Origin of the sequence: Pseudomonas sp. RU47, from assembly GCF_004011755.1 — a bacterium.
Taxonomy (GTDB): Bacteria; Pseudomonadota; Gammaproteobacteria; order Pseudomonadales; family Pseudomonadaceae; genus Aquipseudomonas.
This window is the reverse complement of record NZ_CP022411.1, coordinates 2003027-2029750: the sequence shown is the minus strand read 5'-3', so window position 1 is coordinate 2029750 and position 26724 is coordinate 2003027. Positions and strand designations below refer to the sequence as shown.

Below are 26724 nucleotides of genomic sequence, written 5' to 3'. Positions count from 1 at the left end.
CTTCAATCCTCGACCACCCAAGTGTCCTTGGTTCCGCCGCCCTGGGAGGAGTTCACCACCAGAGAGCCTTCGCGCAGCGCGACGCGGGTCAAACCGCCGGGCACCACGCGGGTTTCGCGACCGGACAGCACAAACGGACGCAAGTCGATATGGCGCGGCGCAATGCCGTTTTCGACAAAGGTCGGACAAGTCGACAGCGACAGCGTCGGTTGCGCGATATACGCGTGGGGCTTGGCCTTGATCCGCTCGCGGAACGCGTCGATTTCGGCCGTCGTCGACGCCGGACCCACCAGCATTCCGTACCCGCCGGAGCCTTGGGTTTCCTTGACCACCAGATCTGGAAGATTGGCCAGCACATGGGAAAGTTCAGACGGATTGCGGCACTGCCAGGTCGGAACGTTCTTCAGGATCGGTTCTTCGTCGAGATAAAAACGGATCATGTCAGTGACAAACGGATACACCGATTTGTCGTCCGCCACACCGGTGCCGATGGCGTTGGCCAGTACTACGTTGCCGGAGCGATAGGACGACAGCAGCCCCGGCACGCCGAGCATTGAGTCCGGGTTGAACGCCAGAGGATCGAGGAAAGCGTCGTCGAGCCGGCGGTAGATCACGTCCACCGCTTTCGGGCCGTCGGTGGTGCGCATGAAGACCTTGTCATCACGCACGAACAGATCCGCGCCCTCGACCAGCTCCACGCCCATTTCCCGCGCCAAAAACGCGTGTTCGAAGAATGCACTGTTGAAGCGACCCGGCGTCAGCACCACCACACTCGGGTCGTCAATCGGGCTCGAGCTCTTCAGGGTGTCGAGCAGCAGGTTCGGGTAGTGATCGATTGGCGCAATGCGCTGGGCGGCGAACAGCTCCGGGAACAGGCGCATCATCATCTTACGGTCTTCGAGCATGTAGCTGACGCCGCTCGGTGTGCGCAGGTTGTCTTCAAGCACGTAATAGGTGCCGTCGCCATCGCGCACCAGATCGACGCCGGAGATGTGCGAATAGATATCGCGGTGCAGATCCAGACCTTGCATCGCCAACTGATATTGCTCGTTGGCCAGCACCTGTTCGGCAGGAATGATCCCGGCCTTGATGATGCGCTGCTCGTGATAGAGGTCGGCGAGAAACATGTTCAGCGCCTTGACCCGCTGGATGCAGCCGCGCTCGACGATCCGCCACTCGCTGGCGGGAATGCTGCGCGGAATGGTGTCGAAGGGAATCAGGCGCTCGGTGCCCTGCTCATCCCCATAGAGCGTGAAAGTAATGCCGGCGCGATGGAACAGCAGATCGGCCTCGCGTCGCCGTTGAGCCAGCAGCTCGTCAGGCGTGTCGGCCAGCCATCGGGCGAACTCCCGATAATGCGGGCGAACCTGGCCGCCGGCATCGTACATCTCATCAAAATAGGTGCGGATCATGCCGTACTCCTTGTCACCCGGACCTACAGGCCTTCGCAAGGCCCGTGCCATCGGCATAAACGCTTTGATTTCAATCGGTTGGATATTCACGCTACAGACACCGCACCATTCCTGTGCGGCAAATGCCCCGACCGGATTGCCCCCGCTTCATTGCGACGCACTGCATCGCCTATCACCAGCATAGTCAGAGTTGATTTCACTGCCCGGCGCTGCCTGCGGATAATCCGCGCATTCGCTGCAAAACTTCGCCGACTACCACGTCACGAAGCGCCCAGCTCAACTGATCGGGATTGCCTCGGCAGCCCGCCCCGCTGTAACCCTGACCGGTTTCCTCTCCTTATCGGTCTTCCCTTTTAGCCACCCTCTCCGGTGGCTTTTTTTTGCCTCGGTTTCTTGTTTCAGGGTTTTGCCACAGCATTTTGCTTACGCCGGAAATGACAACGGCCAACCCGAAGGTCAGCCGTTGTTCAACAAATGAAACCAGAGATCAGTTCAAACGGTGGCGGTTGCGCACCTCCTGTTTCACACCCCAGCCTTCGATAATGCCGCCCAGAGGTTCAACCACGGCAGAGAATCCCTGCTCGAAGTCGCCGATATCGTCATAGGTCGCGTACATCACTTTGCTTAATTCCAGCGCCCACGCACCGTCATCACGCACGCTGACCTGGGCATTGATGGATTCACCGCGAAATTTGCCTGCCGCCCTGCGCGCCCGCTCCTCGTCCGGGAAAATCGCGTAGAACTCGATGGGATGGAATCGGGAAAAATCGAAACCGCCTTCTTTCATGCGGCGCAGAACATTGCTGCTGATGTCTTCTTGATAGGCTGTGCTCATGAATCGTCCCCCTCGCATAGATGGATAGACTTTCCGTATTCCCGCCCCGGGCCTGTGGCCAAAGTACGACGGCAACGTGGTTGCACGCGGGAACAAGCATGTAGCTGACAAGACCAGACCTTAGCGATCCGTTCGCTGATCTCGCTTGCAGAGTAGCCCCAAGATAGAGCTGCTGCCAAGGCCTGGTTGCTTCGGATGAAGGAAGATTTTCAGATTGGGGTGATGCTGCGGATTTCGATGCTGTTCTGGGTTTTCAGGCTTTTGACGCCAGCATCGGCGGTGCGCCCTTCCAGATCGTTCAGATCCAGTTCGGCGGCGACGGGCAGGAGCCGTGCCTTGATCAATCGAGCGGCCTCATCGTCGCTGGGGCATTCCGCGCGCTCGAACACCTCATCGACAATTTCACCATGATCGTCCACGAAAGTGACTTTCCACTTTTGCATCGGTGCCTCCTCGATCAAACCCGCAAATGGGCTTACCACTATCTCGACTGTGAACGCCGAAAGTTGGTTCAAAAGGATTACAGCGGACAAAGATGAAAAAAACGACATCTATCGTGTGGCGCAAACTAATGTGGGAGCGAGCCTGCTCGCGAAGGGGCCTGTCCAGTCACCATATTCCTTGACTGACCTGACGCCTTCGCGAGCAGGCTCGCTCCCACAGGGGAGTTGCAGTGTTCTTTTAGTCGTTGCTTGGCTTGTTGATCGCCTGCAGCACGTACTGCGGCAAGGCGAAGGCGCCGATGTGGATTTCCGGGTTGTAGTAGCGGGTGACGATGCCGCTGCCGATGAAGCGCTGTTGCAGGGTTTCACGGCTCAGCTTGCGGTAAGCCGGGTTGGTCGAGCCCCAGGCAAAGGTCATCGAGCCGCCAATGTAGGTCGGCACCGCAGCCTGATAAAAGTGCCAGTCCGGGAACAGGCTGTTCAGGCGACCGGCCGTGGTTTTCACTTCGTCGATCTGCATGAACGGCGTGCCGTTCTGGGTCACGAGGATGCCGCCCTCGTTCAGGCAGCGGTGGCACGCCTGGTAGAAGTTTTCCGAGAACAGCACTTCGCCCGGGCCGATCGGGTCAGTGGAGTCAGAGATGATCACGTCGAACTTTTCCGTGGTGGTGGCGACGAAACGCATGCCGTCGTCGATCACCAGGTTCAGACGCGGATCGTCGTAGGCGCCGCTGGAATGGTTCGGCAGGAACTCTTTGCACATGTCGACCACGGTGCCGTCGATCTCGACCATGGTGATGTGCTCGACGCCGGCGTGTTTGGTCACTTCACGGAGCATGCCGCCGTCACCACCGCCGATGATCAACACGCGCTTGGCGCTGCCGTGGGCGAGGATCGGCACGTGGGTGAGCATTTCGTGGTAGATGAATTCGTCGGCTTCGGTGGTCTGAATCACGCCGTCCAGTGCCATGACACGGCCCATGCGCGGGTTCTGGAAGATCACCAGGTGCTGGTGTTCGGTGCGCACTTCGTGCAGCAGTTTTTCCATGCGAAAACGCTGGCCGTAGCCTTCGTAGAGGGTTTCCAGGTACTCGCTGGTTTTGGTAACGGTCATGGTGAAGTGCTCCGATGAATGCGCGGGCGTCAATCGTGGGGACGATTGCCCGGGAAAGGCGCGCATTCTACGTTGCCGAAGATGACAGGTCGAACCTCACTTCATCGGCCCACCACAATCCCATGTGGGAGCGAGCCTGCTCGCGAAGGCGGCGTGTCAGCCAACATTGTCGATGACTGATCTACCGCGTTCGCGAGCAGGCTCGCTCCTACAGGGGTATTGCGGTGTTAGCTGATTCAGATCCGCACGTTGCCGCGCGGTCCGGCGATCGCCCAGATGATCAGGCCCAGCACCGGCAGGAGGATGATCAGCAGCACCCAGACGATTTTCATCCCGGTGGTCGCGCCGCTTTTCAACACGTTGATGATGGCCCAGATGTCGAGGGCAAGAATGATCAGGCCAATCAGACCGTTGAACGTGGAACCCATGGTGTCGCTCCAGAATAGTGGCATGCACTTTTAGGATAGACGGTCGCGCGCAGGGTTCCCTTTTATTGCGTTCAGACGTGAACGGCGATCTTCAAGGCTTCCAGCGAAGGAGCGGCGGCGATGCCGACTTCGGCGCACAACTCCAGTACGCGAGGTACGTCGTTGCCGTAGACCAAAACCATCTGCAGTTCGTCGTCGAGCAACTGGCTGAAGTTCATCAGCGTGTAGCCGCCGTTTTCCTTGTTCATGCTGCTCATCTGCACCTGGATGCGGTTGAGTGCAGTCAGGGCTTCGGTCTTGGCCAATTGCTTGGGCTTGAGGTTGAAATCCACACCCGGGCCAAACGAGGCGACGATCTGCGCGAACAGGTCGACATAGGTGTCTGCCTGGAACAGCACGGTTTCCGGCAGGCTGCCGACCACGACCCACTCGCCCAGCGGAATCGGGAAGGTGTCGTCGTAGTTGATGTCCGGATTGGCGGTCAGAAAGGCATCCGCATCGGCGTAGGCCTGCGCCGCTTCGTCGGCGACTTTCAGGATCTCGTCCTCGCCCATGCAGCCGGAGCTGATTTTGCTGATGAGTTCGGCGAGTGCGGCTTTCATGAGGGCGGATCCTGTGGCAGGTGAATTTCGAGGGCGCGGAGGATAGCGCACAAAGCAAAAGATCGCAGCCCGCGGCAGCACCTACAAGGGATCCGTGCAGGAACTGCCGCAGGCTGCGATCTTCTGATCTTATCAACCCAACAGTTTTTCCAGCTGTGCGGTGGTGTCGACCGCGCCCATGGTGCGGGCCGCGTCCAGCGCCGTCACGCCGTTGGCGTCCTTGGCTTGCGCGTTGGCGCCTTTGCTGATCAGGTAATCAACGATTTCAACACGGTTGAACATCGCCGCCATCATCAACGCCGTACGCCCATCGAACGACGAGCCTTCAATCTCGGCGCCCGCCTCGACCAACGCCCTGACCACCGCCAGATCGCCTTTGAACGCCGCACCGGCAATCGGGCTCTGGCCGTTGCCATTGCGCATTTCCGGGTCAGCCTTGTGTTTAAGCAGTACGTTCACCGCATCGACATGGCCGTAGTAACTGGCCAGCATCAGCAGCGTGTCACCCTTGCTGTTTTTCAGGTTGACCGGCAAACCGGCGGTGACCAGGCGATCGAGCATCTCGGCATCACCGTCGCGCGCCTTGTTGAAAACCTGCTCGGTGAATTCGGCAGCTTCTTCAGGGGTCATCTGGCGGCTTTGGTCGGACATGGGGCAACTCCACTTTCGGTCAATCGGAAAGCCGACAGTTTCCCGAGCGAGACGGTGGCTGTCACCCCCTTTTTCTCAAGCCGACTCATAGCCAGATTCAATAACGATGCTTGCCTTGATGAATTTCCGCCAGCACCTCATCGGTGACCCGAACGTAAGTCTGCGTGCCAGGCAGCCATGCGTAGATCGGATCATCGCCCGTCTGGCCAGGGTCGAAACCTTCATTTTTCAGTCGGGTTTTCTGGTATTTGAAGGTCCCGGTGGTTTCCATTTTCACCTTCACCCGCAGGAACAACGGTACCGCGTAGGCCGGCATACGTTCGCGGGCGAAGGTCAGCAACTCGGCGAAATCCAGGGTCGCGAGGGATTCCGCCGGCGTAATCGCCGCCATGCCGGCGCGGCCGTTGGTATTGCGGATCTCCACGCCATACGCCACCGCCTCGGAGATGTGCGGATGTTGCAGCAGCAGGTTTTCGACTTCAGTGGTCGAGACGTTTTCGCCCTTCCAGCGATAGGTGTCACCGAGGCGATCAACAAATTGCGCGTGACCAAAACCGATGTTGCGCAGCAGATCGCCAGTGTTGAAAAAACGATCGCCTTTGCTAAACACGTCGTGAAGGACAACTTTGGCGGTTTTTTGCGGATCGGTGTAACCGTCCAGCGGTGCCTTCTCGTCGATCCGCGCCAGCAACAGGCCCTGCTCGCCCCTGCCGACCTTGCGCATGAAACCGTCGGTGCTGCGCAGCGGCTCACCGCTGTCATGGTCGTAAGCCACCAACTCCCAGGCCATCAGCGAAAAACCGATGGTGTTGTCGAAGTTGAGAATGTTAGTGAAGCCGATGTTGCCGTCGCTCGCCGCGTACAGCTCACAGATGTGGTCGACGGCGAAACGGGTCTTGAACTCGGCCCAGGCGCCCGGGCGCAAGCCGTTACCAATCATTTTGCGCACGTCGTGGCGGTTGTCATCGGCGCTGGCCGGTTGATCGACCAGATAACGGCACAACTCGCCGACATAGCCGATCGTGGTCGCGCGATAACGGCGCACATCGTTCCAGAACTGGCTGGCGCTGAATTTGCGGCGAATTGCGAAGCCTGAGGCGCCGTTGACTGCCGAGCCCCAGCACACGCAGAGACCGGTGGCGTGGTACAGCGGCAAGGTGCAATAGACGACATCGTCGGGGCCCATATTGAGGGCGATCATGCCGAAACTGGCAGAACTGCGCATCCAGCGGCCATGTTTGAACACCCCGGCCTTGGGCAGGCCGGTGGTGCCGGAGGTGTAAATGTAGAAACACGGATCGTCGAAAAACACCTGCTGACTGCTCGACGGATTCTCGCTGGAGGCATCGGCACTGGCGCTGATCAGATTGACGTAGCCTTCGGGCGCAATGCCCGGATGGCTATAGGTGTCCTGATCGGCGACAAACCAGGTGCGCGGCGCGGTAATCGCCACTTGCTCGCGAATCGCCGCATAAGCCGGAAGCAGTTCTTCGCCGACCACAATCGCCACCGGCGCCACCAGATTCACACTGTGGATCAGCGTGTCGCGCGTCTGCGAGGTATTGAGCAGCGCGCTGACCGCGCCGACCTTGGCCAGCGCCAGAATGGTCACCAGCAATTCCGGGCGGTTTTCAATAAACACCGCGACTACATCGCCCTTGCCGATGCCCTGCCCGTTCAGATAGTGCGCGATGCGGTTGGCCCACTGGTTGACCTGCGCATAGGTCAGCCGCACATCGCCCTGCAGTAACGCCGGGCCCTCGGGATTGCGCAGCGTCGCTTGTTCGAATGTCCAGCCAAGGCCACAGCTTTGAGTCGGATCCGTGACGTTGGCCACCTTCATGCCCTTGACCACTCGCGGAATGGCTTTGGCAATCATCGGCAGTTTGCGGAGCATCATGCCCCAGGTAATCGTGTCGCTTGGCGCGTGGCTCATGAAAGCTCCCCGTCCGACCTTGGCGTGCAGGTCGATGTTTTTATTTTTCGGGCTTGCTTGAAGCAACCAGCGCACTCAAGCGCGGGTCGAGATCGAAAATACGTCAGCGCTTCTCGGGCTGTACACGCGGTTTTTGCAATGTTTTGTATCCGCTGATCGGCCGACGGTGGCGGTGATCATCGGGTAAGCGATTGGTTCCGTTGTTTCGATAACGATCCCGCAAAATGCAGGATGCACGATGGCCATTCATGCAGTTTGCACGACGACTTGAATTTTCATAGTTTCTAACTTATTGATTTATAAGAACTTTATTATTTTCAAATGCTGGCACAATCGCTGCAACCTCCTCTGCATGCTTGCCATTCAAGTGCATACGGAGCTGATAGACATGAGCCTGATCCAAGAAAAATTTACCTCCCTGTTCTCCAACTTCGACGTCACCACTGCGCCACGTCCCGATGGCGGGATTCTGCTGACTCTGCGCAGCAGCGACGGCAAAGTGTTTAAGCGTGCACTGACTTATCAACAACTGCATGCCGGCGACCAACTGTCGTGGGCGATCAGTGCAATTCGCCGCGACCTGGCTGAACAAGCCAGTGAACTGCCGCAAATTGCCATGCTGCAGAGCCAGCAGCGTTTTGCCCTGCCGACGTATCACTCGCTGTAATTTTTAAAGCGCTTTAAACAAAACAGGCCGTGGAGCTTTCGCTTCACGGCCTGTTTTTTTGTGCCTGATGCAAAACCCTGTGGGAGCGAGCCTGCTCGCGAATAGGGTGTGTCATCCACTGAAAATGCTGGCTGAACGGACGCTTTCGCGAGCAGGCTCGCTCCCACACTAGATCGGTGAGATCAGAAGGCTTCGGGTTCGATGCCGGTGAAGGTGTCGACGGTGACGTGGCTTCCCAGCTCCCCGCCTTCACGGGCCAGGCCGCAGGTTTGCAGGCCGGCTGCTTGAGCAGCGTCGAGTTCTTCGACGATGTCCGAGAGGAACAGGATCTCCTGCGGTTGAACGCCGATGGCTTTCTGGATATTGGTGTACGACTGCGCCTCACGCTTGGGCCCCGACGTCGTGTCGAAGTAACCACTGAACAGCGGTGTCAGATCCCCCGCCTCCGAGCAGCCGAAAATCAGCTTCTGCGCCTGAATCGATCCCGACGAGTACACAAACAGTTGATAACCGGCAGCATGCCAGCGTCGCAACGCTTCAACGGCATCCGGATAAACATGCCCCTTCAACTGCCCGGCGTGATAACCCTGGGCCCAGACCATGCCTTGCAAGGCCTTGAGTGGCGTGGCTTTGCGATCTTCCTCGATCCAGCTCAAGAGGATTTCAACAACCCGTTCAACATCGGCTTGCGGCGCATTGCTGTCACGGCGTACGGCGTCGAGTTGCTCGGCAACATCGGCACGTTCGGCGTTCTGGCGGACGAAATCCGGCAGGTGTTTAGCGGCATACGGAAACAGCACGTCGAAGACGAAACTCACCGCGCTGGTGGTGCCTTCGATGTCAGTGACGATGGCTTTGATCGACATCGAATCAGTCCTCCAGACGCGGAAAGCGGCCGGCGATGTCTTCGCCGGTGAAGTTGGCAACCCAGCCTTCCGGGTTGTTGAACAGACGGATCGCGACAAAGTGCGGATGCTCGCCCATGTCGAACCAGTGTTTGGTGCCGGCCGGAACCGAGATCAAATCGTTCTTCTCGCACAGTACGGCGTAGACATAATCGTCGATGTGCAAGGTAAACAGGCCACGGCCGGCGACGAAAAATCTGACTTCGTCTTCGCCATGACGGTGCTCTTCGAGAAACTTGGCGCGCAATTCGGCTTTTTGCGGGTGATCGCTGTTCAGGCTGATCACGTCGACGGTGATGTAACCGCGCTCGGTCATCAGTTGGTCGATCTGCTCTTTATAGGCGCTGATCACTTCTTCCTGGGTGGCGCCGGGCTGAATCTTTGCGGCGGCTTGCCAGCGGTCGAAGCGCACGCCCTGCTCGGCCAAGGTCGAGGCGATGTCTTCGAAATGGGTCAGCACCTTGTTCGGAATGTCGGGGCTGGAAACGTGATAGACGGACAGGCTGCTCATTGGGGCAATTCCTCGGTATCGGCCTTGCCGTCCGGTTCTTGCAGACCGGTCGGGCACAGCATTTCATCAGGCAAATGGGCTACTTCTGGTGAAGTCAGCCTTGGCGGTTCATAACGCTGCGGGTTTTCAACTCGCATTCAAACAGAAATTCAAAGGCCTCGATCTGCCGCAGCGCGTCGCTCATCTGCGCGCCCCAGGTGTAGAGGCCGTGACCGCGAATCAGATAACCGACGCAATCAGGATGGGCGTCGAGCCAAGGCTGCACCTTGGCGGCGAGGCGCGCAATGTCCTGATCGTTGTCGAAAATCGGCACGCGCACTCGCGATTCGTGGGTCGAAACACCGCTGAAGGCTTTTTGCAGTTCGTAGTCTTCAAACTCGATGAAGTCTTCCGGGGTCAGGCGCGACAGCACCGTGGCGTTCACCGAATGGGTGTGCAGCACCGCGCCGATCTCCGGACGCCAGCTGTAAAGCTGAGTGTGCAGCAGGGTTTCGGCGGAGGGCTTTTTGCCCGGTTCCAGGCTGTTGCCGGAAAGGTCGGTGGCGAGCACATCGTCCAGGCCCAACTGGCCCTTGTGCTTGCCCGATACGGTCAGCAGTGCTTCACTCGGCGACAGGCGCGTCGAGTAATTACTGCTGGTGGCCGGCGACCAGCCGCGACCATACAGAAAACGCCCGGCGTCGACGATTTGCTGGGCGAGTTGTTCACGCGTAAGGCTCATGGCCTGTCCTCTTGCATACGTGTGGCAATGATAACGGCAGCAGCGAGTGCCGCGAGACTGGCAATACTAAAGGTCAATGTCGCGCCGAGGGCATTCCAGCTGTAACCGGAATACAACGCGCCGAGCGCACCGCCGGTGCCGGCCAGCGCCGCGTACAGCGCCTGGCCCTGCCCTTGCTGGCGGGCGCCGAAGCTACGTTGCACGAAGGCGATGGCAGCGGCGTGAAAACTGCCGAAGGTTGCTGCGTGCAGAATCTGCGCGAACAACAGCACCCAGAGAAACTCGGCGAACGAACCTAGCAGCAACCAGCGCAGCGCCGCCAGCAGAAAACTCGCCATCAGTACCCGACGCAGGGAAAACCGCGCAAGAATCCGGCTCATCGCCATGAACATCAGCACTTCGGCGACCACACCCACGGCCCAGAGCATGCCGATGGTGCCGCGTGTGTAGCCGAGTCGTTCAAGGTGCAGGGTCAGAAAGGTGTAATACGGGCCGTGGCTCATCTGCATCAACGCCACGCAACCGTAAAACGCCAGCACGCCGGGATTGCGCAGCTGTTTGAGAAAGCCCTCGCCGTTCGGCCGATTGCCCTGCGGCGGTTGCGCATTCGGCACCCACAGACTGCTGAGGACGATGCCGGCCATGATCAGCACCAGCGCCGCCGGGTAGATATCGAGGCTGAGCCATTCGAACAACCGGCCGAGCGCGACCACGGTGATGATGAAACCGATCGAGCCCCACAGGCGAATCTGGCTGTAACGCGAAGTCTGCCCCTGTAAATGCGCCAGGGTGATGACTTCGAATTGCGGCAGCACCGCGTGCCAGAAGAATGCGTGCAGCGCCATGACCATCGCCAGCCAGGCGTAGGTCTTGCTGACGAAAATCAACGAGAAGGTCAGCAGCGTGCACACCGCGCCGAAGCGCACGATGGCCAGGCGTTTGCCGGTGTAATCGCCGAGCCAGCCCCAGATGTTCGGCGCCACACAGCGCATCAGCATCGGGATGGCGACCAGTTCACCAATCCGCGCCGGACTGAAGCCGAGGTGATCGAAGTACAGCGCCAGAAACGGCGCTGTCGAACCGAGCAAGGCGAAATAGAACAGATAGAAACTGGACAGCCGCCAGTAAGGGAGCGCCGCCACGGTTATGCCGCGACGGCTTTAAGGCCTGCCATCAAAGCTGACCCAGCACCGGCGTGCTCACGCGCACATCGGCGTTCTGGCCACGGTGACGCAGCAGGTGATCCATCAACACGATGGCCATCATCGCTTCGGCAATCGGCGTGGCGCGGATGCCCACGCACGGGTCGTGACGGCCCTTGGTGATGACATCGACCGGGTTGCCGTGGATGTCGATCGAACGGCCCGGGGTGGTGATGCTGGAAGTCGGCTTCAACGCCAGATGCGCAACGATCGGCTGACCGGAGGAGATACCGCCGAGGATGCCGCCCGCGTTGTTGCTGAGGAAACCTTCCGGGGTCATTTCATCGCGGTGTTCGGTGCCGCGTTGAGCGACCGACGCAAAACCGGCGCCGATTTCCACGCCTTTGACGGCGTTGATGCTCATCAGCGCATGAGCCAGCTCAGCGTCGAGGCGGTCGAAAATCGGCTCGCCCAGACCCGGCATCACGCCTTCGGCGACGACGGTGATTTTCGCGCCGACCGAGTCTTGGTCGCGACGCAACTGATCCATGTAGGCTTCCAGCTCCGGGACTTTGTCTGGATCGGGGCTGAAGAAGGCATTCTCCTCCACCGAATCCCAGGTCTTGAACGGGATTTCGATCGGGCCGAGCTGGCTCATGTAGCCACGAATGACGATGCCTTGGCTGGCCAGATACTTTTTGGCAATCGCGCCCGCCGCCACGCGCATCGCGGTTTCGCGCGCCGAGCTGCGGCCACCGCCACGGTAGTCGCGCTCACCGTATTTGTGGTGATAGGTGTAGTCGGCGTGGGCCGGGCGGAACAGATCCTTGATCGCCGAGTAGTCCTTGGACTTCTGGTCGGTGTTGCGGATCAGCAGGCCGATCGAGCAACCGGTGGTGCGTCCTTCGAACACGCCGGAAAGGATTTCGACTTCGTCGGCTTCCTGACGCTGGGTGGTGTGGCGGCTGGTGCCCGGCTTGCGCCGATCGAGGTCGCGCTGCAGGTCTTCGAGGGAGATCTCCAGGCCCGGTGGGCAGCCGTCGACAATGGCGACCAACGCCGGACCATGGCTTTCGCCAGCGGTGGTGACAGTGAACAACTTGCCGTAGGTATTGCCGGACATGCAGGACGCTCCGTGAAATCAAACCCAAATTCGTGATGCGCGCCAGTATACGCAGGCTAACCGAGTAGTTCATCCTCGAACCTTAGTGGTGCTGGCGAGTCCAACCGGCACCTTAGCGAATGATGGCGTGATGATGCTGCGAGTTTTGATCTTGAGTCTTACCCTCTTTACGGGCTTTGCCCAAGCGACGGTCCTACAACGCCCGGTTACTTTGGATACCGGCACCGGCGAACTTTTCGGTTCGCTGCTGCTGCCAAAATCTGACAACCCGGTGCCGGTTGTCCTGATTATTTCTGGCTCGGGTCCTACAGACCGTGACGGAAACAACCCCGACGGCGGGCGCAACGATAGCCTCAAGCGCTTGGCCTGGGTGCTGGCTAAACACAATATCGCCAGCGTGCGTTATGACAAACGCGGGGTGGCCGCGAGCCTGGCGGCGACGCCGGATGAGCGCAATTTGTCGATAGAAGCCTACGCCGCGGATGCGGTGGCATGGGGGCAGAAGCTCAAGGCCGATCCGCGTTTCGGCAAACTGATCCTGCTCGGCCACAGTGAAGGCGCGCTGATTGCCAGCCTCGCTGCGCCGAAAGTCGATGCAGCGGCGGTGATTTCTCTGTCCGGCAGTGCCCGACCGGTCGATCAGGTGATCCGCGAGCAATTGGCCCGCAGCCTGCCACCACCGCTGATGCTGCGCAGTAACGAACTGCTCGACAGCCTCAAGGCCGGTCACACCGATGACAATGTGCCGCAGCCGTTGCAGGTGATTTTCCGCCCGAGTGTGCAGCCGTATCTGATTTCACTGTTCCGTCAGGATCCGGCAAAAGCCTTCGCGCAACTGAAGATGCCGGCGCTGATTGTTCAGGGCAGCAACGACATTCAGGTCGGTACCGAGGACGCGAAACGCCTCAAAGCCGTCAAACCGGACGCCGATCTGGTGGTGATCGAAGGCATGAACCACGTCATGCGCATCGTGCACAACGATATGAAGCGGCAATTGGCTTCGTACAAGGATCCTAATTTGCCGCTGGCTGCGGAACTGGGCAGCAAAATCATCGAATTTATTGACGGACTTCGCGCCAGTTAACCGTTGTTTGCCCTCTAGTCCTGCAAAAAACGGCCGATAAGCCTTTGTCGCCAGCGCAATGGCTGGCGGCAAGCAGGGCTTGGACAGGATCTCGCCGTTATGACTGATACCCAGACTTCACCCGACACCACCGCTGAAAAAGACGCACCGCCAGCGGTCGAGCTGCCGTGGGCGGATGTCCACGTCGAGCACCACAAGATGCTCCGCCTGGCCCCGCTGCAAACCGACCGCAACACCGGCGGCCGCCCCTTGCGCTTCGTCGAGTTCGGCTATGCCGAGCGCAGCAGCAAAGAAAAAAGCCTGATGCGCATGGCGATCAAACTACCCGGTCAGCGTGTGCGCAAAGAGCAGAATCAGCTGGATGTGTGGGTTGATCACACCACCAAGCGTGTGCACTTCGGCCCGGACAGCGGCCTGCAGATCGAACCGATGAACCGTGGCATCGGCCGTTACATGGCCGCGCAAGGTATCAACTGGGCGAAAAAGCGCTGGCCGACCTACACCGTCGACGGCATGGACTTGAACAACAAGGACGCGCTGAACGAAGACACGCGCCTGCGCCGCGATCATTTCCTGCGTGTGCATGGTTTTGATGTGGTGTATGCCGATGCCCAGCACTTGAAGGGTAGCGTCAAGGAAGTGCAGGTTGGCGATTTGCTCGGCGACTGGAACAGCGAAAAGCTGCAGATCGTCGAGATTCTTGAAGCGGCGCAAATGCTTCAGCAAGCGGAACAGAATCTGGCCGAGCAGGAAGTGAAGCTGAAGAAGCAGGAAGACAAAGTCAGCAAGTTCAAGCGTGAAGACGCCGGGTTGCGCTTCACGATTACGTGTCTGGTGGCGTTTGCGGTGTTTCAGGCGGGGCTGTTGATCTGGATTGCAACGCACCGCTGATGGCTTGAGACCGCGTCGCGGCCATTCGCGAGCAGGCTCGCTCCCACAGGATTTGTGTCGTACACCAACCCTGCCTGATCGTTCCCACGCTCCGCTTGGGAATGCAGCCGGGGACGCTCCGCGTCCCAACAGCGGACGCAGAGCGTCCATTGAGGCATTCCCACGCAGAGCGTGGGAACGATCAGTCTCGATTAGATGCGGGAAGCGAACAAGGCCTGATGATCGCGGCACTGTTCCGCCGTCAGCATGAACACCCCATGCCCACCACGCTCGAATTCGAGCCAGGCAAAATCGACTTCCGGGTACAGCGCGTCAACGTGCACCTGGCTGTTGCCCACTTCGACAATCAGCAAGCCCTTCTCGGTCAGGTGATCCGCCGCTTCAGCCAGCATCCGCCGAACCAGATTCAAACCATCATCGCCACACGCCAGACCCAGCTCAGGCTCATGCTGATACTCGTCCGGCATGTCAGCGAAATCTTCCGCATCCACGTAGGGCGGGTTCGACACGATCAGGTCGAAGCGCTGACCCGGCAAACCATCAAAACCATCACCCTGAACGGTATAGACGCGCTCATCAACGCCATGGCGCTCGATGTTCTGGTTGGCCACTTCCAGCGCTTCGAACGACAGATCCGCCAGCACCACTTCGGCGTTCTGGAACTCGTAGGCACAGGCGATACCGATGCAACCGGAACCGGTGCACAGGTCGAGAATCCGCGCAGGTTCGGTGCCGATCCACGGGGCGAAGTGGTTTTCGATCAACTCGCCAATCGGCGAACGCGGGATCAACACACGCTCATCGACGATGAACGACATGCCGCAGAACCACGCTTCACCCAACAGGTAAGCGGTGGGAATGCGTTCTTCGATACGGCGCTTGAGCAGGCGTTGCAGGTTGACCAGCTCGTCGTCTTCCAGCGCGCAATCGAGATAGCTGTCGGCGATTTCCCACGGCAGGTGCAACGCGCCGAGCACCAGTTGCCGGGCTTCGTCCCAGGCATTGTCGGTGCCATGGCCGAAAAACAGATCCTCCCCATGGAAGCGGCTGACGGCCCAACGGATGTGGTCGCGCAGGGTACGAAGTCGGGAAGTGATCACGGGGCAGAACTCCAGAAAAAACGACTGGCGATTCTACCAGCCAAAACGCGTGACGACGACGCAGGAAAAACATCGCCCCGACGGTAGGAGTTTTCTGTTTTTTGCATCAGCTATTGAACAGAACGTGTAACTTGACAAGGCTGCAGGCCAGTAACGACGGTGCCTACGATGGTAGCGATTCACAGAACCGCTCAGCCAGAGGACAATGTCGCAAAAGCCCCACCCCAAGGAGCCCCAGAATGTCCGTTCCAAAAACGATGTTTCAACTCAGCGGTCGCGGTTACGCAGCGGCCACACTGAGCCATGCCACCGTGGTCATCATCGATGCCCAGAAAGAATACCTCAGTGGCCCGCTGGCCCTGAGCGGCATGGACGCGGCCGTCGCGAACATCAAACAAGTGGTTGCCGCAGCCCGTGCAGCCGGTCGGCCGATCGTGCACGTGCGTCATCTCGGCACCGTCGGAGGCCTGTTCGACCCGCAGGGCGAACGCGGCGAATTCATCCCGGGCCTGGAGCCACAAGGTGATGAAACCATTATCGGCAAACTGCTGCCGAGCGCGTTCCATGGCACCGAGTTGCTCGATCGTTTGCAAAACCTTGGCTCGCTGGACTTGATCGTCTGCGGTTTCATGAGCCACTCCAGCGTCAGCACCACGGTGCGCGCGGCTAAAAATCTGGGCTTCCGTTGTACGTTGGTAGAAGACGCCTGCGCCACCCGCGACTTGCCGTTCAAGGGCCGTGTGCTCAGCGCCGCAGTCGTGCAGGAAGCTGAAATGGCGATCATGGCGGATAACTTTGCCACCCTCGCACTGACTCAAGACCTGATCTGATCTGCTCTGATGAGCGGCTCAGCACGCCGCTCATCCGCAAATCCCTCTCATTTGCCGCAAATGCCATAGCCTCAGGAACAACCCGGTCAACTCCCGGTCGAAGGGCCGATACCCATTGAGGAAGGTCGGAATGAAGTTATCCGATGGATTTGACGCACGCCGCTTGCGGCCCAAAGGCCAAAGCAACTGGCGATTTCGATTCGGCGCGGCGATCGCGGCCATTCTGGCGACGTTCGGCGTGCTGCTGGCGATGGCCGGGGCGGCCAGCCTGCTCGGGCGCCCACCGGCACTCGGTGACTTGAACGCTACGCCGATGGGCTCGGCGATCATTCTGGCGGTCGGCTTGCTGTTTCTGTATTTCGGTGTCGCCCTGTGGCGCCGCTGCCGCCGTCGCGCACGGCAATCGCGGGAACTGAACATGTCCCCGCACCTGATGAAAAAACACGACTGACTCACCGGCCTGGCTTTTTGCCGGGCCGTTTTGTTTCGACTTGGGTAAACTGGCCGCCCTTCGCGGAGGCTGACATGCAAGACGACGATTTTTCCCTGTTCAAAAGTGCGATCCAAGGCGTCAAGCCGATCAAGCACGACCGCGCCGACACCGGCAAACCCAAGGCTGACCGCGCGCAAATTGCCAAGCTGCGCCAGTCCGCCACCGTGCGCACCGACACCGCTACCGTGGACGGTCTGTCCGATCAATTCGTGATCGACGTCGGCCCGGAAGACGAGTTGATGTGGGCCCGCGACGGCGTGCAGGAAAGTCAGATGCGCAAGCTCAAGGTCGGCCAGATTCCGTTCGAAGGCAGCCTCGACCTGCACGGCATGAGCGTGGAAAAGGCCCGCGAAACCCTCTGGGCGTTTCTCGCCGAAGCGACCAAGTTCGAAATCCGCTGCGTACGCGTCACCCACGGCAAGGCCGTGCGCCTGGACGGCAAGCGGCCGATGATCAAAAGCCACGTCAACACCTGGTTGCGCCAGCATGCCCAAGTGCTGGGTTTCTGCTCATGCCAGGCGAAACACGGTGGTGCCGGCGCGGTTTACGTGATGCTCAAACGCACCATGATGGAAGGCCGCGACGAATAATCGCGTTACACCGAACTTGCAGGGTTGTGTCCGCCACCGTACCCTTGCCCTTTGCGAAAATCCCCACAGGTAGTTTCATGTCCCTGGAACAGAATTACACCGCTATGTTCTGGGATTTTTAACCGGTACGTAAGGGCCATGAACACTGACTTTGGGTACCTATGCATACCCTATTTTCCGTACCAAAACTCTATCTTTGGTACGGAAATTGGTACAAAAGTCATATCGTCAAGGAGGACCGATGCATAGCCCGAGGCTCGAACGCTGTCGAAAATCTTGCTATTGGAAAAAGACTGGTACTCAGTCAGTTCCAAGCCATTTTTCAGCATCATCAAAAACAATCCAGCACTCGCCAGTCAAGCTGGAGCATCTCTTAATCAAAATAAGTACTCCTCATGCTCGATAAATATGATCGCTGGATTCATTTCTATACTGCGTCATTAGAGACTGTACCTCTCGGAGGTCCGAAATTCGAGATGAAAGAGGTCTTTAAAAAACTTGGGCAGAAACTCAAAAAGGGAGAGTGCTACAAACTGGTAGACAAAGGGTCTGCGTGCATCAGAATCACAAAGCTGAAATTCAATTCAAATGAGTCCTCTGTAGCTTTGCTACTGCAGTACTCAGACTCCAAAGCATCAGATCCTTCTTTTGGCGATTTAACGTCAGGAAAGCTTCGTCAAGAGCCAAAATTGGCAGGTGAAGGTATTGCTGTCTCAGCACACATGCTCATCAAACTCGTATCTCTACCAAAAAAACCTCTTGAATTTTTGCTTCTTTTGGAAGATGTACCTGGCATCGGCAAGACCAGGATCATTCCTTTTTTCAACGGAATGATAAAAGAGTTAATGACAAGAGACTTTGTGGACCCAACGGATGGAAAAACCAGGCCATTTTTTCCTATTTTCGTAATGGAACACCACGCATCTCAAAGCCTTAAGGAAGACTTAGACTCCGGTCAACTTCGCTTTATAGAGATGAGCAAAAACGAAACAGTTTCCAATATGGACGAAGAGCCTTACCTTGTCCGAGGAACTAGCAGCATTAAAGTCAAGGTCGTAAACAATCTTGACGGTGCCGATGCAGTTGGAGTCGTAAATCGACTACGCGCAAAATACGGCAAGCAAGGCTATGAACATTTTAAAGTAATATTTAAACATAAAGAAGGCAAACAACGGACCGTTGACGTTAGCGGAGCACGCCAAGATGCTGGCGAAGCGCTATTTGGCAAAGTAGAAATGATAACGATGACCAGTGCGCTTCCTCAATGTTCTGATAAACTGAACGATGAGATCCTTCGCTTAATGGCACACCTCAAGCAATAGGAGGAATTATGCGTAGCGTAAAGAGACTCCTCACACCACTTTCTTACTTGCGTATAGATCGACAGGACAAGTTTTTTGACGAGATCGCGCTGCCGTTGCTTTTACTCATTATAAGCCTATCCGTTTTCTGGCTTTTGGACTGGAAGCTTGTCATTTTTGGAAGCAGCGGACTAGTTGCAGGCGTAGGTAGCTACCTACAAGTCGTAACCGGATTCTACATTGCTTCGCTAGCAGCCATTGCCACATTCAATCAAAAAAACATGGACTTGCGGATGGCGGGAGAAAGCCCCACCTTAACGGTTGAATGGATGGGTATAAAACGTGAAGAAAAGCTAAGTCGGCGTCGATTCTTATGCTTCTTGTTTGGGTATCTATCTTTTCTTTCAATATTTCTTTACTTCGGCGGAGTGGGAGCCAACTTACTCGCCCAACCAATACTATCATCAATCCCTGCAACCGCTATTTTTTGGGTTAAATGGTCGTTCGTGTCAGTTTATTTATTCATCATTTATAATTTGATATGCACGACGCTGCTGGGTCTATATTACATGACAGAACGCATTCATCGGCCAGAGGCAGAATCCGCACAACCCCAGATCTCCACCGATCCACAGAATTGTATTGATGACGTAGTTGAGGGGAGCAAAGAAAGCTCCGAGGGTTGGTAAGTATGACATAGACAGTCTTTAGCGATTCGCAAACGCTCTGAAAAATCGCAAAGAATGAAGCTTTACCCTGACACAGCAGCTAAATTTTGCGAGGCTATCTGCCATCAACTGGGTATGTGCGTTAATATGGTGAAAGGATGACCACTGCGAATCAACACATTTAGATGGAAAGCGCAACTATGGATTTTTTCGGCGACTTAAAATTCTGGGCGATAGTTATTTCAGTCGTTTCACTAGCTTTCTCAACCTACCCTACGATTCGGAATTGGTGGAAGGGAAAGATGCTCCAAATCGAGCCACAGGACGCGGTGGCCCTATCTCACAGATGGGGATACACAAACATAAACTGGGCGCTTACCTTAATCAATTCCGGCGGCGTGACTATCCGGATAAAGAAAATATATATAGTTCTAAAAAAAGATGGAAAATCATTGACGATCCCAGCGCGTAACTTTTTTAGAACCACTGATGCAAAAACTTCATCACTGTACTCCTCTATTACATTGAAGCCCGGCGACGAAGCTAACCACGTTTTTTGCTTTTTTCACAAACTCCCTCGATCCGAAGACAAAGCAATTCGGGAAATAATATCGCAAGCAAATCAGGAGTTCTCGCAACCAATCCAGTCTTCAACGAGCAATTCATTCACTGTTTTAGAACCACGAAAATTATCAGAAACAACTATAAGCAAGATTGACGCCATATTCAAAACTAATTTCCATCTTACGTGCGGCGAATATGAAATCAGCGTTTATGCCAAAGACGAAAATAACAAAGATATTGCCAGCATAACCAGTAGGTTTACCATTTTCGAGTCTGACGAGCGCGACCTTAGATCAATAACTGAACGCTACTCCTCCGGCGATGGAGTAACTTATCACTCAGAGCAAAACACGTGGTTTTTTATGAACCTGACAGACATTCAGTAATACCCACTTAAATTAGCACCTCAGACGCGAACCTAGAATACGTTAATGGGACTACTCTAAAGCTGTAGATGTAACCCGAGATGTGGATTTACACTACCATCTTTTCTATAACAAGGTTCGATGAGCACTAACTCGAGATCGCTGGATAGGGATTCGAACCCCTTCTGGTCCTTAACAGGACCGCTTTAGGCCACATAAATCAATGCTTTCAGCCTTTGTACATGGCGTATTGCGGTCCTGACCGGTCCTGAATATCCCCTACTTTTCCCTAATATTTCACGCACCAGCGAACCTAGCAGTGCTGGAGCCCTCATGCCTGGAGACTGCCGATAGCCCCTACGCGGCACAATCTAAAAACTCGGCAGGCGGGCACCCTAAAAGACGAAGATCGTGTGTACTTAAGGCGCTACCCCAAGGTCGTCGAACCAATAAGCGGCCTTGGGGATAGTGATTGGTAGTCCCAACGCGGCAACCGCCGTCTCTCTTCCTCGAACTCGACTTTCTAATACCCATAGTATTAAGCTAGAGCAAGTCCTAGGCTTGTGATTTTTGCTATCTGAAAAAGGGCCACATGGAAAAAATATGGGACAGATGCTCTATTCGTTGCGAAAATTAGAGCTTGGTAAATGTACTGCGGGGTAATCCCGGCAGCTTACGATCTGGTAAATTCGTGGCCGCCTTCGATCAGTTCCAGTTGATGAAGCCCATCGTTTGAATCCAGCCAAAAGCGGTCATTCACCAACGACCGCTTCCGACTTAAACTGTGTAATCCTCCCAAGGGGGCGCTAAGACTTAAAGCGAGGCTAAAACATCGTGAGTATGATTGTGCATGATAGCAAAGATCATTCAGTCATATTTAACAGCTAAAGATCATAGTTTTCCGCCCAAGTGATGGAGTAGTTATTTCTAACGCAAAAGTCATACATACCCGCAAAATCTTGAACGCCGAGACGTGTCAACTCAGCATGAATCTCTTTGAGAATTATAACTCCATTATCAACATTTAACGCCAGCAGCGGTGCAGTTGCAACACTTTCCACATGAGCAAACTGAACTGTCGAGGCATCGAAGATAACTGCGCCAGTAAATTCGCAGCAATTGATGTTATAGCGGCTAATTCGCTGATTCTTCAGTTGGCTGCGCTGGCCATTGATATCGCCTATGAATGACGACCTAAGATCATGAAAAGTTGGCGAGGAAGTAATAGATATATAAAGAGCCCTTACATACCTTAGGTATAAATTTATTGTACCAGTTGTTGATTGTATTCGGGCATCAAGTAGACCAAAAAAATCAGGACCCGATATGTATATATCGCCACCTAGTGTGTGCGGCACTGAAGGTGAGGAGTACCCTGCGATCCCCTGTTGCCAATAGTAGTTCGACGCGCCAGAACTGGTCCTAAGCAGATTATTTAACTCTGAAACTTTTATATAGCATAGCCCATTTCGCCAAACCAGCACCCCTCGAGTAAACGCATTTTTTATCGCCGATAGAGTCCTTGAACTTAAACAATTGAGCAGGGCGACATTGTAATCAACCACTTGTTTCCGCAGGTCAATATCAAGATTGGCTAAAGTATAAAAATGGGTGGACGGAAGATTAGTTGTCATATTTTTCCACCCGAGACGCGATGAAATGTAGCATCAATATCTGCGGATATCTCATCATAATTCAATCCCGTCTCATTCTGCCCCTTACGATCAGGATGAAACATGCGCAAGTAAGCATTTTTCAGCTCCTTAGCCTTGCGCATGTCAGTCATGTGAATTTTCTTTATCCCAAGGCACTTGTCAAAAATCATGTTATTAACCTTAAAATAGAAAGCAATTTCTTGCTCTCTAGTCTTAAAGTACCTTGAGTATTCAGTATCTGCTAGCAAGATTACTCTTTTTTTTGGATCTTTACTTTTATCTAGCGAAACTAAGACTTCCATTTTTTACCTCAAGTTAATGACATCACTCTATTGACATGGCTTTACCTCTCACTGGACTTTAAATGTAATAAGCGTCACTTACAATGATCGCGGCCATTTTTCGCATTTCGCTTCCGCAGTTGACATTTTAAGGCTGAGGTCAGCGCAGGGCCTATATCCGCCGATGGCGACGGGCAGAAGTCGGATCGTAGCGACCATTCGCTAGCATTGCTTTCGTTTCAAGACTCTATTTAAAGGAACCTATCCTTAGACAGCAGCAGATGATCTAGGCTTCCTAAACCACCTCCAAGGATGACCGCCATGACAGACAACTCAGATTGCAACATCGCAACAGCAGATGCTTTAACGTTGCTTTTGCACAACCAGCATGCTCTGGGTGCGGCTATTGAAGAGATCACCAAATGGCTATCAGAGAATGGGGTAGAGAGTGTTGCCGAAAACGCAGTTGCTGCCATGGAAACCCTTGATAGAAATGCTGAAAGGATCACAGATGCGATTCTGCGAATACGACAGTCCTAGGGGCGCGCGCCCAATTCTGCAAACAGGAATGATTAGCCACCGATTGTTGGCGCCCATGAAAGATAGATTGCGCCATTTATGTTCAATAGCCCCCACCTCGCCCCGGTGTGGGGGGCTTTTTTCTGAGGCACGGCAACCAAACCGGCCTACATTGGATGACCAGGCGCCGGCAGGCTGGTTCCGCCGCTCTGCTCATCATCAAAACAAGCCTCCCAGGGATTCTGGTGTCCAGTTCATAATCACCAACTCGCCGCTCACCTCGGCTTTGCCTTGGCGCTGATTGGCAGTGGTGTAGCGAATGTCCAGCGTTTCAAAATGGAAGCCCTCGAACACACGGCGGATATCCGGGTGGTCGTTGATGCTGACCATCACTTTACCTTTGCAGCGACGCATGAATTCGGCCATCCGCTCGTAACTCTCGAACGGAAAGTCCACGCCGTAACCGGCGGTCCGCCAGTAAGGCGGGTCCATGTAGTGGAACGTGTGGGCACGGTCATAACGTTCCGCGCATTCAAGCCAGGGGAGATTTTCGACGTAGGTGCCGGACAGGCGCTGCCACGCAGCCGAGAGGTTTTCCTCGATGCGCAGCAGGTTGATGGCCGGGCCAGTCGTCGCCGTCCCGAAAGTCTGACCGGAGACCTTGCCGGCGAAGGCGTGGTGCTGCAGGTAGAAGAATCGGGCGGCACGCTGGATGTCGGTGAGAGTTTCGGGGCGGGTCATCTTCTGCCATTCGAACACCTGGCGCGAGCTGAGCGCCCATTTGAATTGACGCACAAATTCTTCGAGGTGGTTCTGCACGACGCGGTAAAGCGTGACCAGGTCGCCATTGATGTCGTTGAGGACTTCGACCGGCGATGGTTGAGGCTTCATGAAGTACAGTGCGGCACCGCCGGCAAAAACTTCGACGTAGCATTCGTGTGGCGGAAAAAGCGGAATGAGGCGATCGGCCAGGCGGCGTTTGCCGCCCATCCAAGGGATGATGGGTGTAGACATATATAGCAAGGCCTTTACTGTATGGATAAACAGGTGCTAGGCTCCCGGCGCTTTGTGCACGAAGCAGGAGCCTTGGCTGGACTTGCAGGGGCAATCTGCAGGGACGGCGGTCGGAATGGATGTTGACGCATCCAGTCCGACCGCTTCTTTTATTGATTAAGGACGTTGCCTCTATGTTGAAAAAAATGCTGGTTCTGCTGGTTGTATCTCAACTGGCGGCATGCTCCAACCAACCATCCAGCGCTTATGAAAGTGGCTGGACCAACGACACCAATGAAGACGCCTATGCAGCCTGTGGCAGTTTTCGCATCAAGAAAGGCTTCCAAGATCCAACCGTGATGGAGCATCTCGTCGCTTCGCGTCAGCTCAGTAGTGAACAAGCATCGCGAGCAATCCAGCGGGACGTACGGACGGGAGACCCAGAGTGCTTGGCCTATGCCGCTTTCGGTCTGGATCGACATAAGATTTCGTTCTACAAGAACAAAGCGGGTGAGCTGACAGCCAAGTCGGTCACTTACCAGTGCAGCCAGAGTGACGTGCCCTGCCCCGGGCTGAAGGTAGTGTTCACTGACGGAAAAGTTACTAGTACCAGCGCCACAAGCGAATAACGCGACTCTCCAATAAGGTTGCGCCATCGAAAATAAATAAGTGAGTTTTCATGGCGCAACATCCTCAGCAAGCTTGGTAGTCGAGACACGCCTTGCATAGTCCTGACACGCTCTTAAGGCAATCAGCCCCCGGTCGCCATCATCGGTGACGTCGATAACTCGTTGAGCATGCGCTGGGTCAAGTTCGGCTCTTGTGGGGCCATGAACCACGCCGCCGGTGGCGGTGGTGGCTGACAACGATCCGTTGCCGGCGCCGGTGGTGGCGTCGAGTAGGACTGACAGGCGCAGATCAGCAGTGGCAAGGCGGTCGCGCAGGCGACCTTGATCACGTTGGGCATCGCTCAAGGCTCGGTAATGGGTTTGTTCACTGGTTGCCAGGCGCTGCTCGAGCGCGAGGCGTTTGTCCTGTTCGGCTCGCTGCTGCGCGACCGAGGCCTGATTCAGTTGATTGAGGGTTTCGGTGTGCTGCCGAGCCTGCTCTGAAAGCTGTTTGCCGTAGCGCCAATCCTGTAATTGCCAGGCGAAGGCTGCGGAAGCACCGGCTAAAACAACCAGCAGCACGCCTTTGGCTAGCAGGCGATACGGCGCCGGGATCAGCTCGCTGAGACGCATAGCACCGCCCTCGCCCGGCCCCACAACTCAAGCCGATCCTGCAGACCATTGAGGCCGCCGTTGATCCTGCGGGTGATCGTGTTGAATTCGTTTTGATCGGCCAGTGAGTTCAGCCCATTTACGGACCAGAACCACGCCGCCGATTCGGCGGCCCACTGCGGCAGTTCCAGCAGTTCAGGTGTGCGCAGTAATCGCTCGTCACCGAACAGCGCCAAGCTGCAGCGCAAGTAATTGTCGTGGCCGGTGACCTGGATCAGGCCGCGACCGCGATAGCGCTGGCCATCACCATCCCCTGCCGGCGTGTTGCCCAATTTCGCAGCCAGGCTGCCGGTGTCATATTTGCTCAGGTACTGATCGCCGCCCAGTTCTCGGACGTACTGCAGCTGACCCGACTCGTGACCGACTTGCGCCAGAAACGCGGCTTGGCGTTTCGGCGTGTTGATCTGCCGATGGGCCATGGCTGCGTTGAGGGCGGATACAAAAACGCCCGCTTGGCGGCGGGCGTTGGGCATGATGCTTTGCAGCTGTTGTTCAGTGATGGACATACAAACTCCAGACGTAAAAAAACCGCACTCAGGCGGCGATGGGATGCGGCTATTGCTTCTCGATGTTCACAACCTTGAGCGGTGGTTTTGGCCCTTTCTTTTTCTTGCCCTTGGATTTACCGGCTTTGCCGGCATTGCATTCGACCGTGGTCGACCAGCCGGACTGGGTGAACACCTGCTCAACCGAATCCGCCAGGTATTCGCCGTCAAGTCCGACCTTGAAACCCTGAGCGATGATCGGACGCTCAGCGAAGATGTCCGTCCGGCCGGGCATCTCAAACCGCACATCGGCGGTCGATCGGTTGAACGCCGACAGACGTGCCTTGGCCGCCGCTTCAGCAGCGCCTTTGTCCGGGTAGATATGGCGGTCGGTATGCACTGCCGGCAATCCGTCCGGAGCGTCATCGTTGTCGATGGTAACCACCGCGAGCTTGCCGTTCTTTTTGTCCTGATGCTTGGTGGCCACCGCCTTGTGCGAATTGCGATCGCCGAGACTGAATTGCCAGCGGCTAAGGTCACTGCGGGTCAGCGTGATAGCGCCAAATGCTTTGCCGCTGGCCGTCTGGCCACCTTGGCGCGGCATCACCAACAGCTTGCCGTCGGCCACCTTGGCCGTGCAGTCGTATTGCTTGGCCAGACGGGTGATGAAATTAAAATCGGACTCGTTGAGCTGGTCGACCCGGGCGACCTTGGTCGACACCGGACACACCGGCGTCCAGCCATTGCGCGCGGCCACGTCAGCCACGATCTTCGACAACGGCACGCCTTCCCAGCTTCCGCTACGGATGGTTTTGCCACTGCCACGCACGTCGCTGGCCTTGCCCTTGATCACGATCGAGTCCGGCGGGCCTGACACCTCGACCGTGTCGACGGTGTAACTGCCCATACGCGTCAAGGTCGTTTCGGCATAGCCCAGGTAGATCTCGATTGAGCTGCCACGCCGTGGCAATTGCACTTGCCCATCACGGTCGTCGATACGCAACTCAAACTCGTCGGACTCCATGCCCGGCTTGTCAGAGGTACGCAGCAACAACAGCCGATCATTGATCTTGGCCGTGACGTCGGCGCCATCGGCGACAATGCGAAACATCGGAGTCATTGATTTTTTTCCAAT

At 56.2% G+C, this 26724-nt stretch carries 31 protein-coding genes; 11 read left to right on the top strand and 20 right to left on the bottom strand.

The annotated features are described in order from the left end of the window. Positions 1 to 2: 2 nt before the first annotated feature. The 8 genes from CCX46_RS09365 to CCX46_RS09325 form a co-directional block, all read right to left on the bottom strand. Positions 3 to 1412 (bottom strand): circularly permuted type 2 ATP-grasp protein, encoded by a 1410-nt coding sequence (locus CCX46_RS09365; protein ID WP_016982906.1) that lies wholly within the window; start codon positions 1410 to 1412, stop codon positions 3 to 5. A 487-nt stretch (positions 1413 to 1899) separates the two neighbouring features. Continuing rightward, entirely contained in the window at positions 1900 to 2247 is a 348-nt protein-coding gene (locus tag CCX46_RS09360; protein ID WP_007914059.1) for a ribonuclease E inhibitor RraB, read from the bottom strand. Positions 2248 to 2456: 209 nt separating this feature from the next. Further along, a complete protein-coding gene (locus CCX46_RS09355; protein WP_007914057.1) occupies positions 2457 to 2690 on the bottom strand; it encodes a hypothetical protein in 234 nt (77 codons plus the stop codon). A 238-nt stretch (positions 2691 to 2928) separates the two neighbouring features. Beyond that, positions 2929 to 3804, bottom strand: a complete 876-nt coding sequence (gene speE, locus CCX46_RS09345; protein WP_016982904.1) for a polyamine aminopropyltransferase — start codon at positions 3802 to 3804, stop codon at positions 2929 to 2931. A 236-nt stretch (positions 3805 to 4040) separates the two neighbouring features. Beyond that, positions 4041 to 4232, bottom strand: coding sequence for a PLDc N-terminal domain-containing protein (locus tag CCX46_RS09340; protein ID WP_007914053.1), 192 nt, complete (start codon positions 4230 to 4232; stop codon positions 4041 to 4043). 71 nt (positions 4233 to 4303) lie between these two features. Beyond that, complete coding sequence (locus CCX46_RS09335) at positions 4304 to 4834, bottom strand: hypothetical protein (RefSeq protein ID WP_127926462.1); 531 nt, start codon at positions 4832 to 4834, stop codon at positions 4304 to 4306. Positions 4835 to 4966: 132 nt separating this feature from the next. Next, positions 4967 to 5485, bottom strand: a complete 519-nt coding sequence (locus tag CCX46_RS09330; RefSeq protein ID WP_127926461.1) for an ankyrin repeat domain-containing protein — start codon at positions 5483 to 5485, stop codon at positions 4967 to 4969. 97 nt (positions 5486 to 5582) lie between these two features. After that, positions 5583 to 7421 (bottom strand): long-chain-acyl-CoA synthetase, encoded by a 1839-nt coding sequence (locus CCX46_RS09325; protein WP_127926460.1) that lies wholly within the window; start codon positions 7419 to 7421, stop codon positions 5583 to 5585. A 388-nt stretch (positions 7422 to 7809) separates the two neighbouring features. Between CCX46_RS09325 and CCX46_RS09320 the strand changes: the two genes are divergently transcribed. After that, positions 7810 to 8088 carry a DUF3509 domain-containing protein gene (locus CCX46_RS09320; RefSeq protein ID WP_008080936.1) on the top strand — a complete coding sequence of 93 codons (279 nt, stop codon included), beginning with the start codon at positions 7810 to 7812 and terminating at the stop codon, positions 8086 to 8088. 182 nt (positions 8089 to 8270) lie between these two features. On the opposite strand, the gene mtnC is transcribed toward CCX46_RS09320, so the two are convergent. The 5 genes from mtnC to aroC form a co-directional block, all read right to left on the bottom strand. Further along, positions 8271 to 8954, bottom strand: coding sequence for an acireductone synthase (gene mtnC / locus CCX46_RS09310; protein ID WP_127926458.1), 684 nt, complete (start codon positions 8952 to 8954; stop codon positions 8271 to 8273). Between the two features lie 4 nt (positions 8955 to 8958). Further along, a complete protein-coding gene (locus CCX46_RS09305; RefSeq protein WP_102901171.1) occupies positions 8959 to 9504 on the bottom strand; it encodes a 1,2-dihydroxy-3-keto-5-methylthiopentene dioxygenase in 546 nt (181 codons plus the stop codon). A 94-nt stretch (positions 9505 to 9598) separates the two neighbouring features. Continuing rightward, positions 9599 to 10225, bottom strand: coding sequence for a methylthioribulose 1-phosphate dehydratase (locus CCX46_RS09300; protein ID WP_127926457.1), 627 nt, complete (start codon positions 10223 to 10225; stop codon positions 9599 to 9601). Then, positions 10222 to 11367 carry an MFS transporter gene (locus tag CCX46_RS09295; protein ID WP_034151740.1) on the bottom strand — a complete coding sequence of 382 codons (1146 nt, stop codon included), beginning with the start codon at positions 11365 to 11367 and terminating at the stop codon, positions 10222 to 10224. The genes CCX46_RS09300 and CCX46_RS09295 overlap by 4 nt, the downstream gene beginning before the upstream one ends. A gap of 31 nt (positions 11368 to 11398) precedes the next feature. Further along, the gene (gene aroC, locus CCX46_RS09290; RefSeq protein WP_077571784.1) at positions 11399 to 12490 is read right to left on the bottom strand and encodes a chorismate synthase; all 1092 of its coding nucleotides are present in this window, start codon (positions 12488 to 12490) and stop codon (positions 11399 to 11401) included. A gap of 130 nt (positions 12491 to 12620) precedes the next feature. Here aroC and CCX46_RS09285 point away from each other — a divergent pair, with 130 nt between their 5' ends. Both CCX46_RS09285 and CCX46_RS09280 read left to right on the top strand, forming a co-directional pair. Continuing rightward, complete coding sequence (locus CCX46_RS09285; RefSeq protein WP_127926456.1) at positions 12621 to 13574, top strand: alpha/beta hydrolase; 954 nt, start codon at positions 12621 to 12623, stop codon at positions 13572 to 13574. 99 nt (positions 13575 to 13673) lie between these two features. Then, positions 13674 to 14465, top strand: a complete 792-nt coding sequence (locus CCX46_RS09280; protein ID WP_127926455.1) for a hypothetical protein — start codon at positions 13674 to 13676, stop codon at positions 14463 to 14465. 191 nt (positions 14466 to 14656) lie between these two features. Here CCX46_RS09280 and prmB read toward each other — a convergent pair whose 3' ends face one another. Further along, entirely contained in the window at positions 14657 to 15565 is a 909-nt protein-coding gene (prmB, locus tag CCX46_RS09275; RefSeq protein WP_064118639.1) for a 50S ribosomal protein L3 N(5)-glutamine methyltransferase, read from the bottom strand. 239 nt (positions 15566 to 15804) lie between these two features. Between prmB and CCX46_RS09270 the strand changes: the two genes are divergently transcribed. From CCX46_RS09270 to CCX46_RS09245, 6 genes are all read left to right on the top strand, one after another. Continuing rightward, positions 15805 to 16395, top strand: coding sequence for a cysteine hydrolase family protein (locus CCX46_RS09270; protein ID WP_007914026.1), 591 nt, complete (start codon positions 15805 to 15807; stop codon positions 16393 to 16395). A 130-nt stretch (positions 16396 to 16525) separates the two neighbouring features. Then, positions 16526 to 16846 (top strand): hypothetical protein, encoded by a 321-nt coding sequence (locus tag CCX46_RS09265; protein ID WP_007914024.1) that lies wholly within the window; start codon positions 16526 to 16528, stop codon positions 16844 to 16846. A gap of 74 nt (positions 16847 to 16920) precedes the next feature. Next, entirely contained in the window at positions 16921 to 17478 is a 558-nt protein-coding gene (locus CCX46_RS09260; RefSeq protein WP_127926454.1) for a Smr/MutS family protein, read from the top strand. 395 nt (positions 17479 to 17873) lie between these two features. Next, the gene (locus tag CCX46_RS09255; RefSeq protein ID WP_127926453.1) at positions 17874 to 18800 is read left to right on the top strand and encodes a hypothetical protein; all 927 of its coding nucleotides are present in this window, start codon (positions 17874 to 17876) and stop codon (positions 18798 to 18800) included. An 8-nt stretch (positions 18801 to 18808) separates the two neighbouring features. Then, the gene (locus CCX46_RS09250) at positions 18809 to 19468 is read left to right on the top strand and encodes a hypothetical protein (protein WP_127926452.1); all 660 of its coding nucleotides are present in this window, start codon (positions 18809 to 18811) and stop codon (positions 19466 to 19468) included. A 179-nt stretch (positions 19469 to 19647) separates the two neighbouring features. Continuing rightward, the gene (locus CCX46_RS09245; RefSeq protein WP_127926451.1) at positions 19648 to 20397 is read left to right on the top strand and encodes a hypothetical protein; all 750 of its coding nucleotides are present in this window, start codon (positions 19648 to 19650) and stop codon (positions 20395 to 20397) included. A gap of 863 nt (positions 20398 to 21260) precedes the next feature. Here CCX46_RS09245 and CCX46_RS09240 read toward each other — a convergent pair. Together CCX46_RS09240 and CCX46_RS09235 are read right to left on the bottom strand one after the other, a co-directional pair. Continuing rightward, positions 21261 to 22010 (bottom strand): hypothetical protein, encoded by a 750-nt coding sequence (locus tag CCX46_RS09240; RefSeq protein ID WP_127926450.1) that lies wholly within the window; start codon positions 22008 to 22010, stop codon positions 21261 to 21263. Further along, positions 22007 to 22333, bottom strand: coding sequence for a hypothetical protein (locus CCX46_RS09235; RefSeq protein ID WP_127926449.1), 327 nt, complete (start codon positions 22331 to 22333; stop codon positions 22007 to 22009). Before CCX46_RS09235 ends, CCX46_RS09240 begins: the two co-directional genes overlap by 4 nt. Before the next feature lie 300 nt (positions 22334 to 22633). Between CCX46_RS09235 and CCX46_RS09230 the strand changes: the two genes are divergently transcribed. Then, positions 22634 to 22852, top strand: a complete 219-nt coding sequence (locus CCX46_RS09230; RefSeq protein WP_127926448.1) for a hypothetical protein — start codon at positions 22634 to 22636, stop codon at positions 22850 to 22852. Between the two features lie 198 nt (positions 22853 to 23050). Here the strand turns inward: CCX46_RS09230 and CCX46_RS09225 are convergent, their stop codons facing one another. Then, positions 23051 to 23845: a DNA adenine methylase gene (locus tag CCX46_RS09225; protein WP_127926447.1), complete on the bottom strand. Its 795-nt coding sequence runs from the start codon at positions 23843 to 23845 to the stop codon at positions 23051 to 23053. Positions 23846 to 24018: 173 nt separating this feature from the next. Here CCX46_RS09225 and CCX46_RS09220 point away from each other — a divergent pair, with 173 nt between their 5' ends. Continuing rightward, complete coding sequence (locus tag CCX46_RS09220; protein ID WP_127926446.1) at positions 24019 to 24453, top strand: hypothetical protein; 435 nt, start codon at positions 24019 to 24021, stop codon at positions 24451 to 24453. Positions 24454 to 24501: 48 nt separating this feature from the next. On the opposite strand, the gene CCX46_RS09215 is transcribed toward CCX46_RS09220, so the two are convergent. The 3 genes from CCX46_RS09215 to CCX46_RS09205 are packed head-to-tail and all read right to left on the bottom strand — an operon-like array spanning position 24502 to position 26709. After that, positions 24502 to 25065 (bottom strand): lysis system i-spanin subunit Rz, encoded by a 564-nt coding sequence (locus tag CCX46_RS09215; protein WP_127926445.1) that lies wholly within the window; start codon positions 25063 to 25065, stop codon positions 24502 to 24504. Continuing rightward, complete coding sequence (locus CCX46_RS09210; protein ID WP_127926444.1) at positions 25047 to 25610, bottom strand: glycoside hydrolase family 19 protein; 564 nt, start codon at positions 25608 to 25610, stop codon at positions 25047 to 25049. The genes CCX46_RS09215 and CCX46_RS09210 overlap by 19 nt, the downstream gene beginning before the upstream one ends. Positions 25611 to 25659: 49 nt before the next feature. Continuing rightward, complete coding sequence (locus CCX46_RS09205) at positions 25660 to 26709, bottom strand: phage late control D family protein (RefSeq protein ID WP_127926443.1); 1050 nt, start codon at positions 26707 to 26709, stop codon at positions 25660 to 25662. Between the last annotated feature and the right edge of the window lie 15 nt (positions 26710 to 26724).

Bases quoted from the DNA above. Each gene is read 5' to 3' on its own strand.
- CCX46_RS09365 (WP_016982906.1), bottom strand. From the start codon at position 1,412: ATGATCCGCACCTATTTTGATGAGATGTACGATGCCGGCGGCCAGGTT.
- CCX46_RS09355 (WP_007914057.1), bottom strand. From the start codon at position 2,690: ATGCAAAAGTGGAAAGTCACTTTCGTGGACGATCATGGTGAAATTGTC.
- CCX46_RS09265 (WP_007914024.1), top strand. From the start codon at position 16,526: ATGAAGTTATCCGATGGATTTGACGCACGCCGCTTGCGGCCCAAAGGC.
- CCX46_RS09360 (WP_007914059.1), bottom strand. From the start codon at position 2,247: ATGAGCACAGCCTATCAAGAAGACATCAGCAGCAATGTTCTGCGCCGC.
- CCX46_RS09220 (WP_127926446.1), top strand. From the start codon at position 24,019: ATGTTGAAAAAAATGCTGGTTCTGCTGGTTGTATCTCAACTGGCGGCA.
- CCX46_RS09320 (WP_008080936.1), top strand. From the start codon at position 7,810: ATGAGCCTGATCCAAGAAAAATTTACCTCCCTGTTCTCCAACTTCGAC.
- CCX46_RS09255 (WP_127926453.1), top strand. From the start codon at position 17,874: ATGCTCGATAAATATGATCGCTGGATTCATTTCTATACTGCGTCATTA.
- CCX46_RS09330 (WP_127926461.1), bottom strand. From the start codon at position 5,485: ATGTCCGACCAAAGCCGCCAGATGACCCCTGAAGAAGCTGCCGAATTC.
- CCX46_RS09235 (WP_127926449.1), bottom strand. From the start codon at position 22,333: ATGGAAGTCTTAGTTTCGCTAGATAAAAGTAAAGATCCAAAAAAAAGA.
- CCX46_RS09270 (WP_007914026.1), top strand. From the start codon at position 15,805: ATGTCCGTTCCAAAAACGATGTTTCAACTCAGCGGTCGCGGTTACGCA.
- aroC (WP_077571784.1), bottom strand. From the start codon at position 12,490: ATGTCCGGCAATACCTACGGCAAGTTGTTCACTGTCACCACCGCTGGC.
- CCX46_RS09260 (WP_127926454.1), top strand. From the start codon at position 16,921: ATGCAAGACGACGATTTTTCCCTGTTCAAAAGTGCGATCCAAGGCGTC.
- CCX46_RS09285 (WP_127926456.1), top strand. From the start codon at position 12,621: ATGATGCTGCGAGTTTTGATCTTGAGTCTTACCCTCTTTACGGGCTTT.
- CCX46_RS09250 (WP_127926452.1), top strand. From the start codon at position 18,809: ATGCGTAGCGTAAAGAGACTCCTCACACCACTTTCTTACTTGCGTATA.
- CCX46_RS09205 (WP_127926443.1), bottom strand. From the start codon at position 26,709: ATGACTCCGATGTTTCGCATTGTCGCCGATGGCGCCGACGTCACGGCC.
- speE (WP_016982904.1), bottom strand. From the start codon at position 3,804: ATGACCGTTACCAAAACCAGCGAGTACCTGGAAACCCTCTACGAAGGC.
- CCX46_RS09325 (WP_127926460.1), bottom strand. From the start codon at position 7,421: ATGAGCCACGCGCCAAGCGACACGATTACCTGGGGCATGATGCTCCGC.
- CCX46_RS09335 (WP_127926462.1), bottom strand. From the start codon at position 4,834: ATGAAAGCCGCACTCGCCGAACTCATCAGCAAAATCAGCTCCGGCTGC.
- CCX46_RS09340 (WP_007914053.1), bottom strand. From the start codon at position 4,232: ATGGGTTCCACGTTCAACGGTCTGATTGGCCTGATCATTCTTGCCCTC.
- CCX46_RS09230 (WP_127926448.1), top strand. From the start codon at position 22,634: ATGACAGACAACTCAGATTGCAACATCGCAACAGCAGATGCTTTAACG.
- mtnC (WP_127926458.1), bottom strand. From the start codon at position 8,954: ATGTCGATCAAAGCCATCGTCACTGACATCGAAGGCACCACCAGCGCG.
- CCX46_RS09215 (WP_127926445.1), bottom strand. From the start codon at position 25,065: ATGCGTCTCAGCGAGCTGATCCCGGCGCCGTATCGCCTGCTAGCCAAA.
- CCX46_RS09300 (WP_127926457.1), bottom strand. From the start codon at position 10,225: ATGAGCCTTACGCGTGAACAACTCGCCCAGCAAATCGTCGACGCCGGG.
- CCX46_RS09225 (WP_127926447.1), bottom strand. From the start codon at position 23,845: ATGTCTACACCCATCATCCCTTGGATGGGCGGCAAACGCCGCCTGGCC.
- CCX46_RS09280 (WP_127926455.1), top strand. From the start codon at position 13,674: ATGACTGATACCCAGACTTCACCCGACACCACCGCTGAAAAAGACGCA.
- CCX46_RS09305 (WP_102901171.1), bottom strand. From the start codon at position 9,504: ATGAGCAGCCTGTCCGTCTATCACGTTTCCAGCCCCGACATTCCGAAC.
- CCX46_RS09240 (WP_127926450.1), bottom strand. From the start codon at position 22,010: ATGACAACTAATCTTCCGTCCACCCATTTTTATACTTTAGCCAATCTT.
- CCX46_RS09245 (WP_127926451.1), top strand. From the start codon at position 19,648: ATGGATTTTTTCGGCGACTTAAAATTCTGGGCGATAGTTATTTCAGTC.
- CCX46_RS09210 (WP_127926444.1), bottom strand. From the start codon at position 25,610: ATGTCCATCACTGAACAACAGCTGCAAAGCATCATGCCCAACGCCCGC.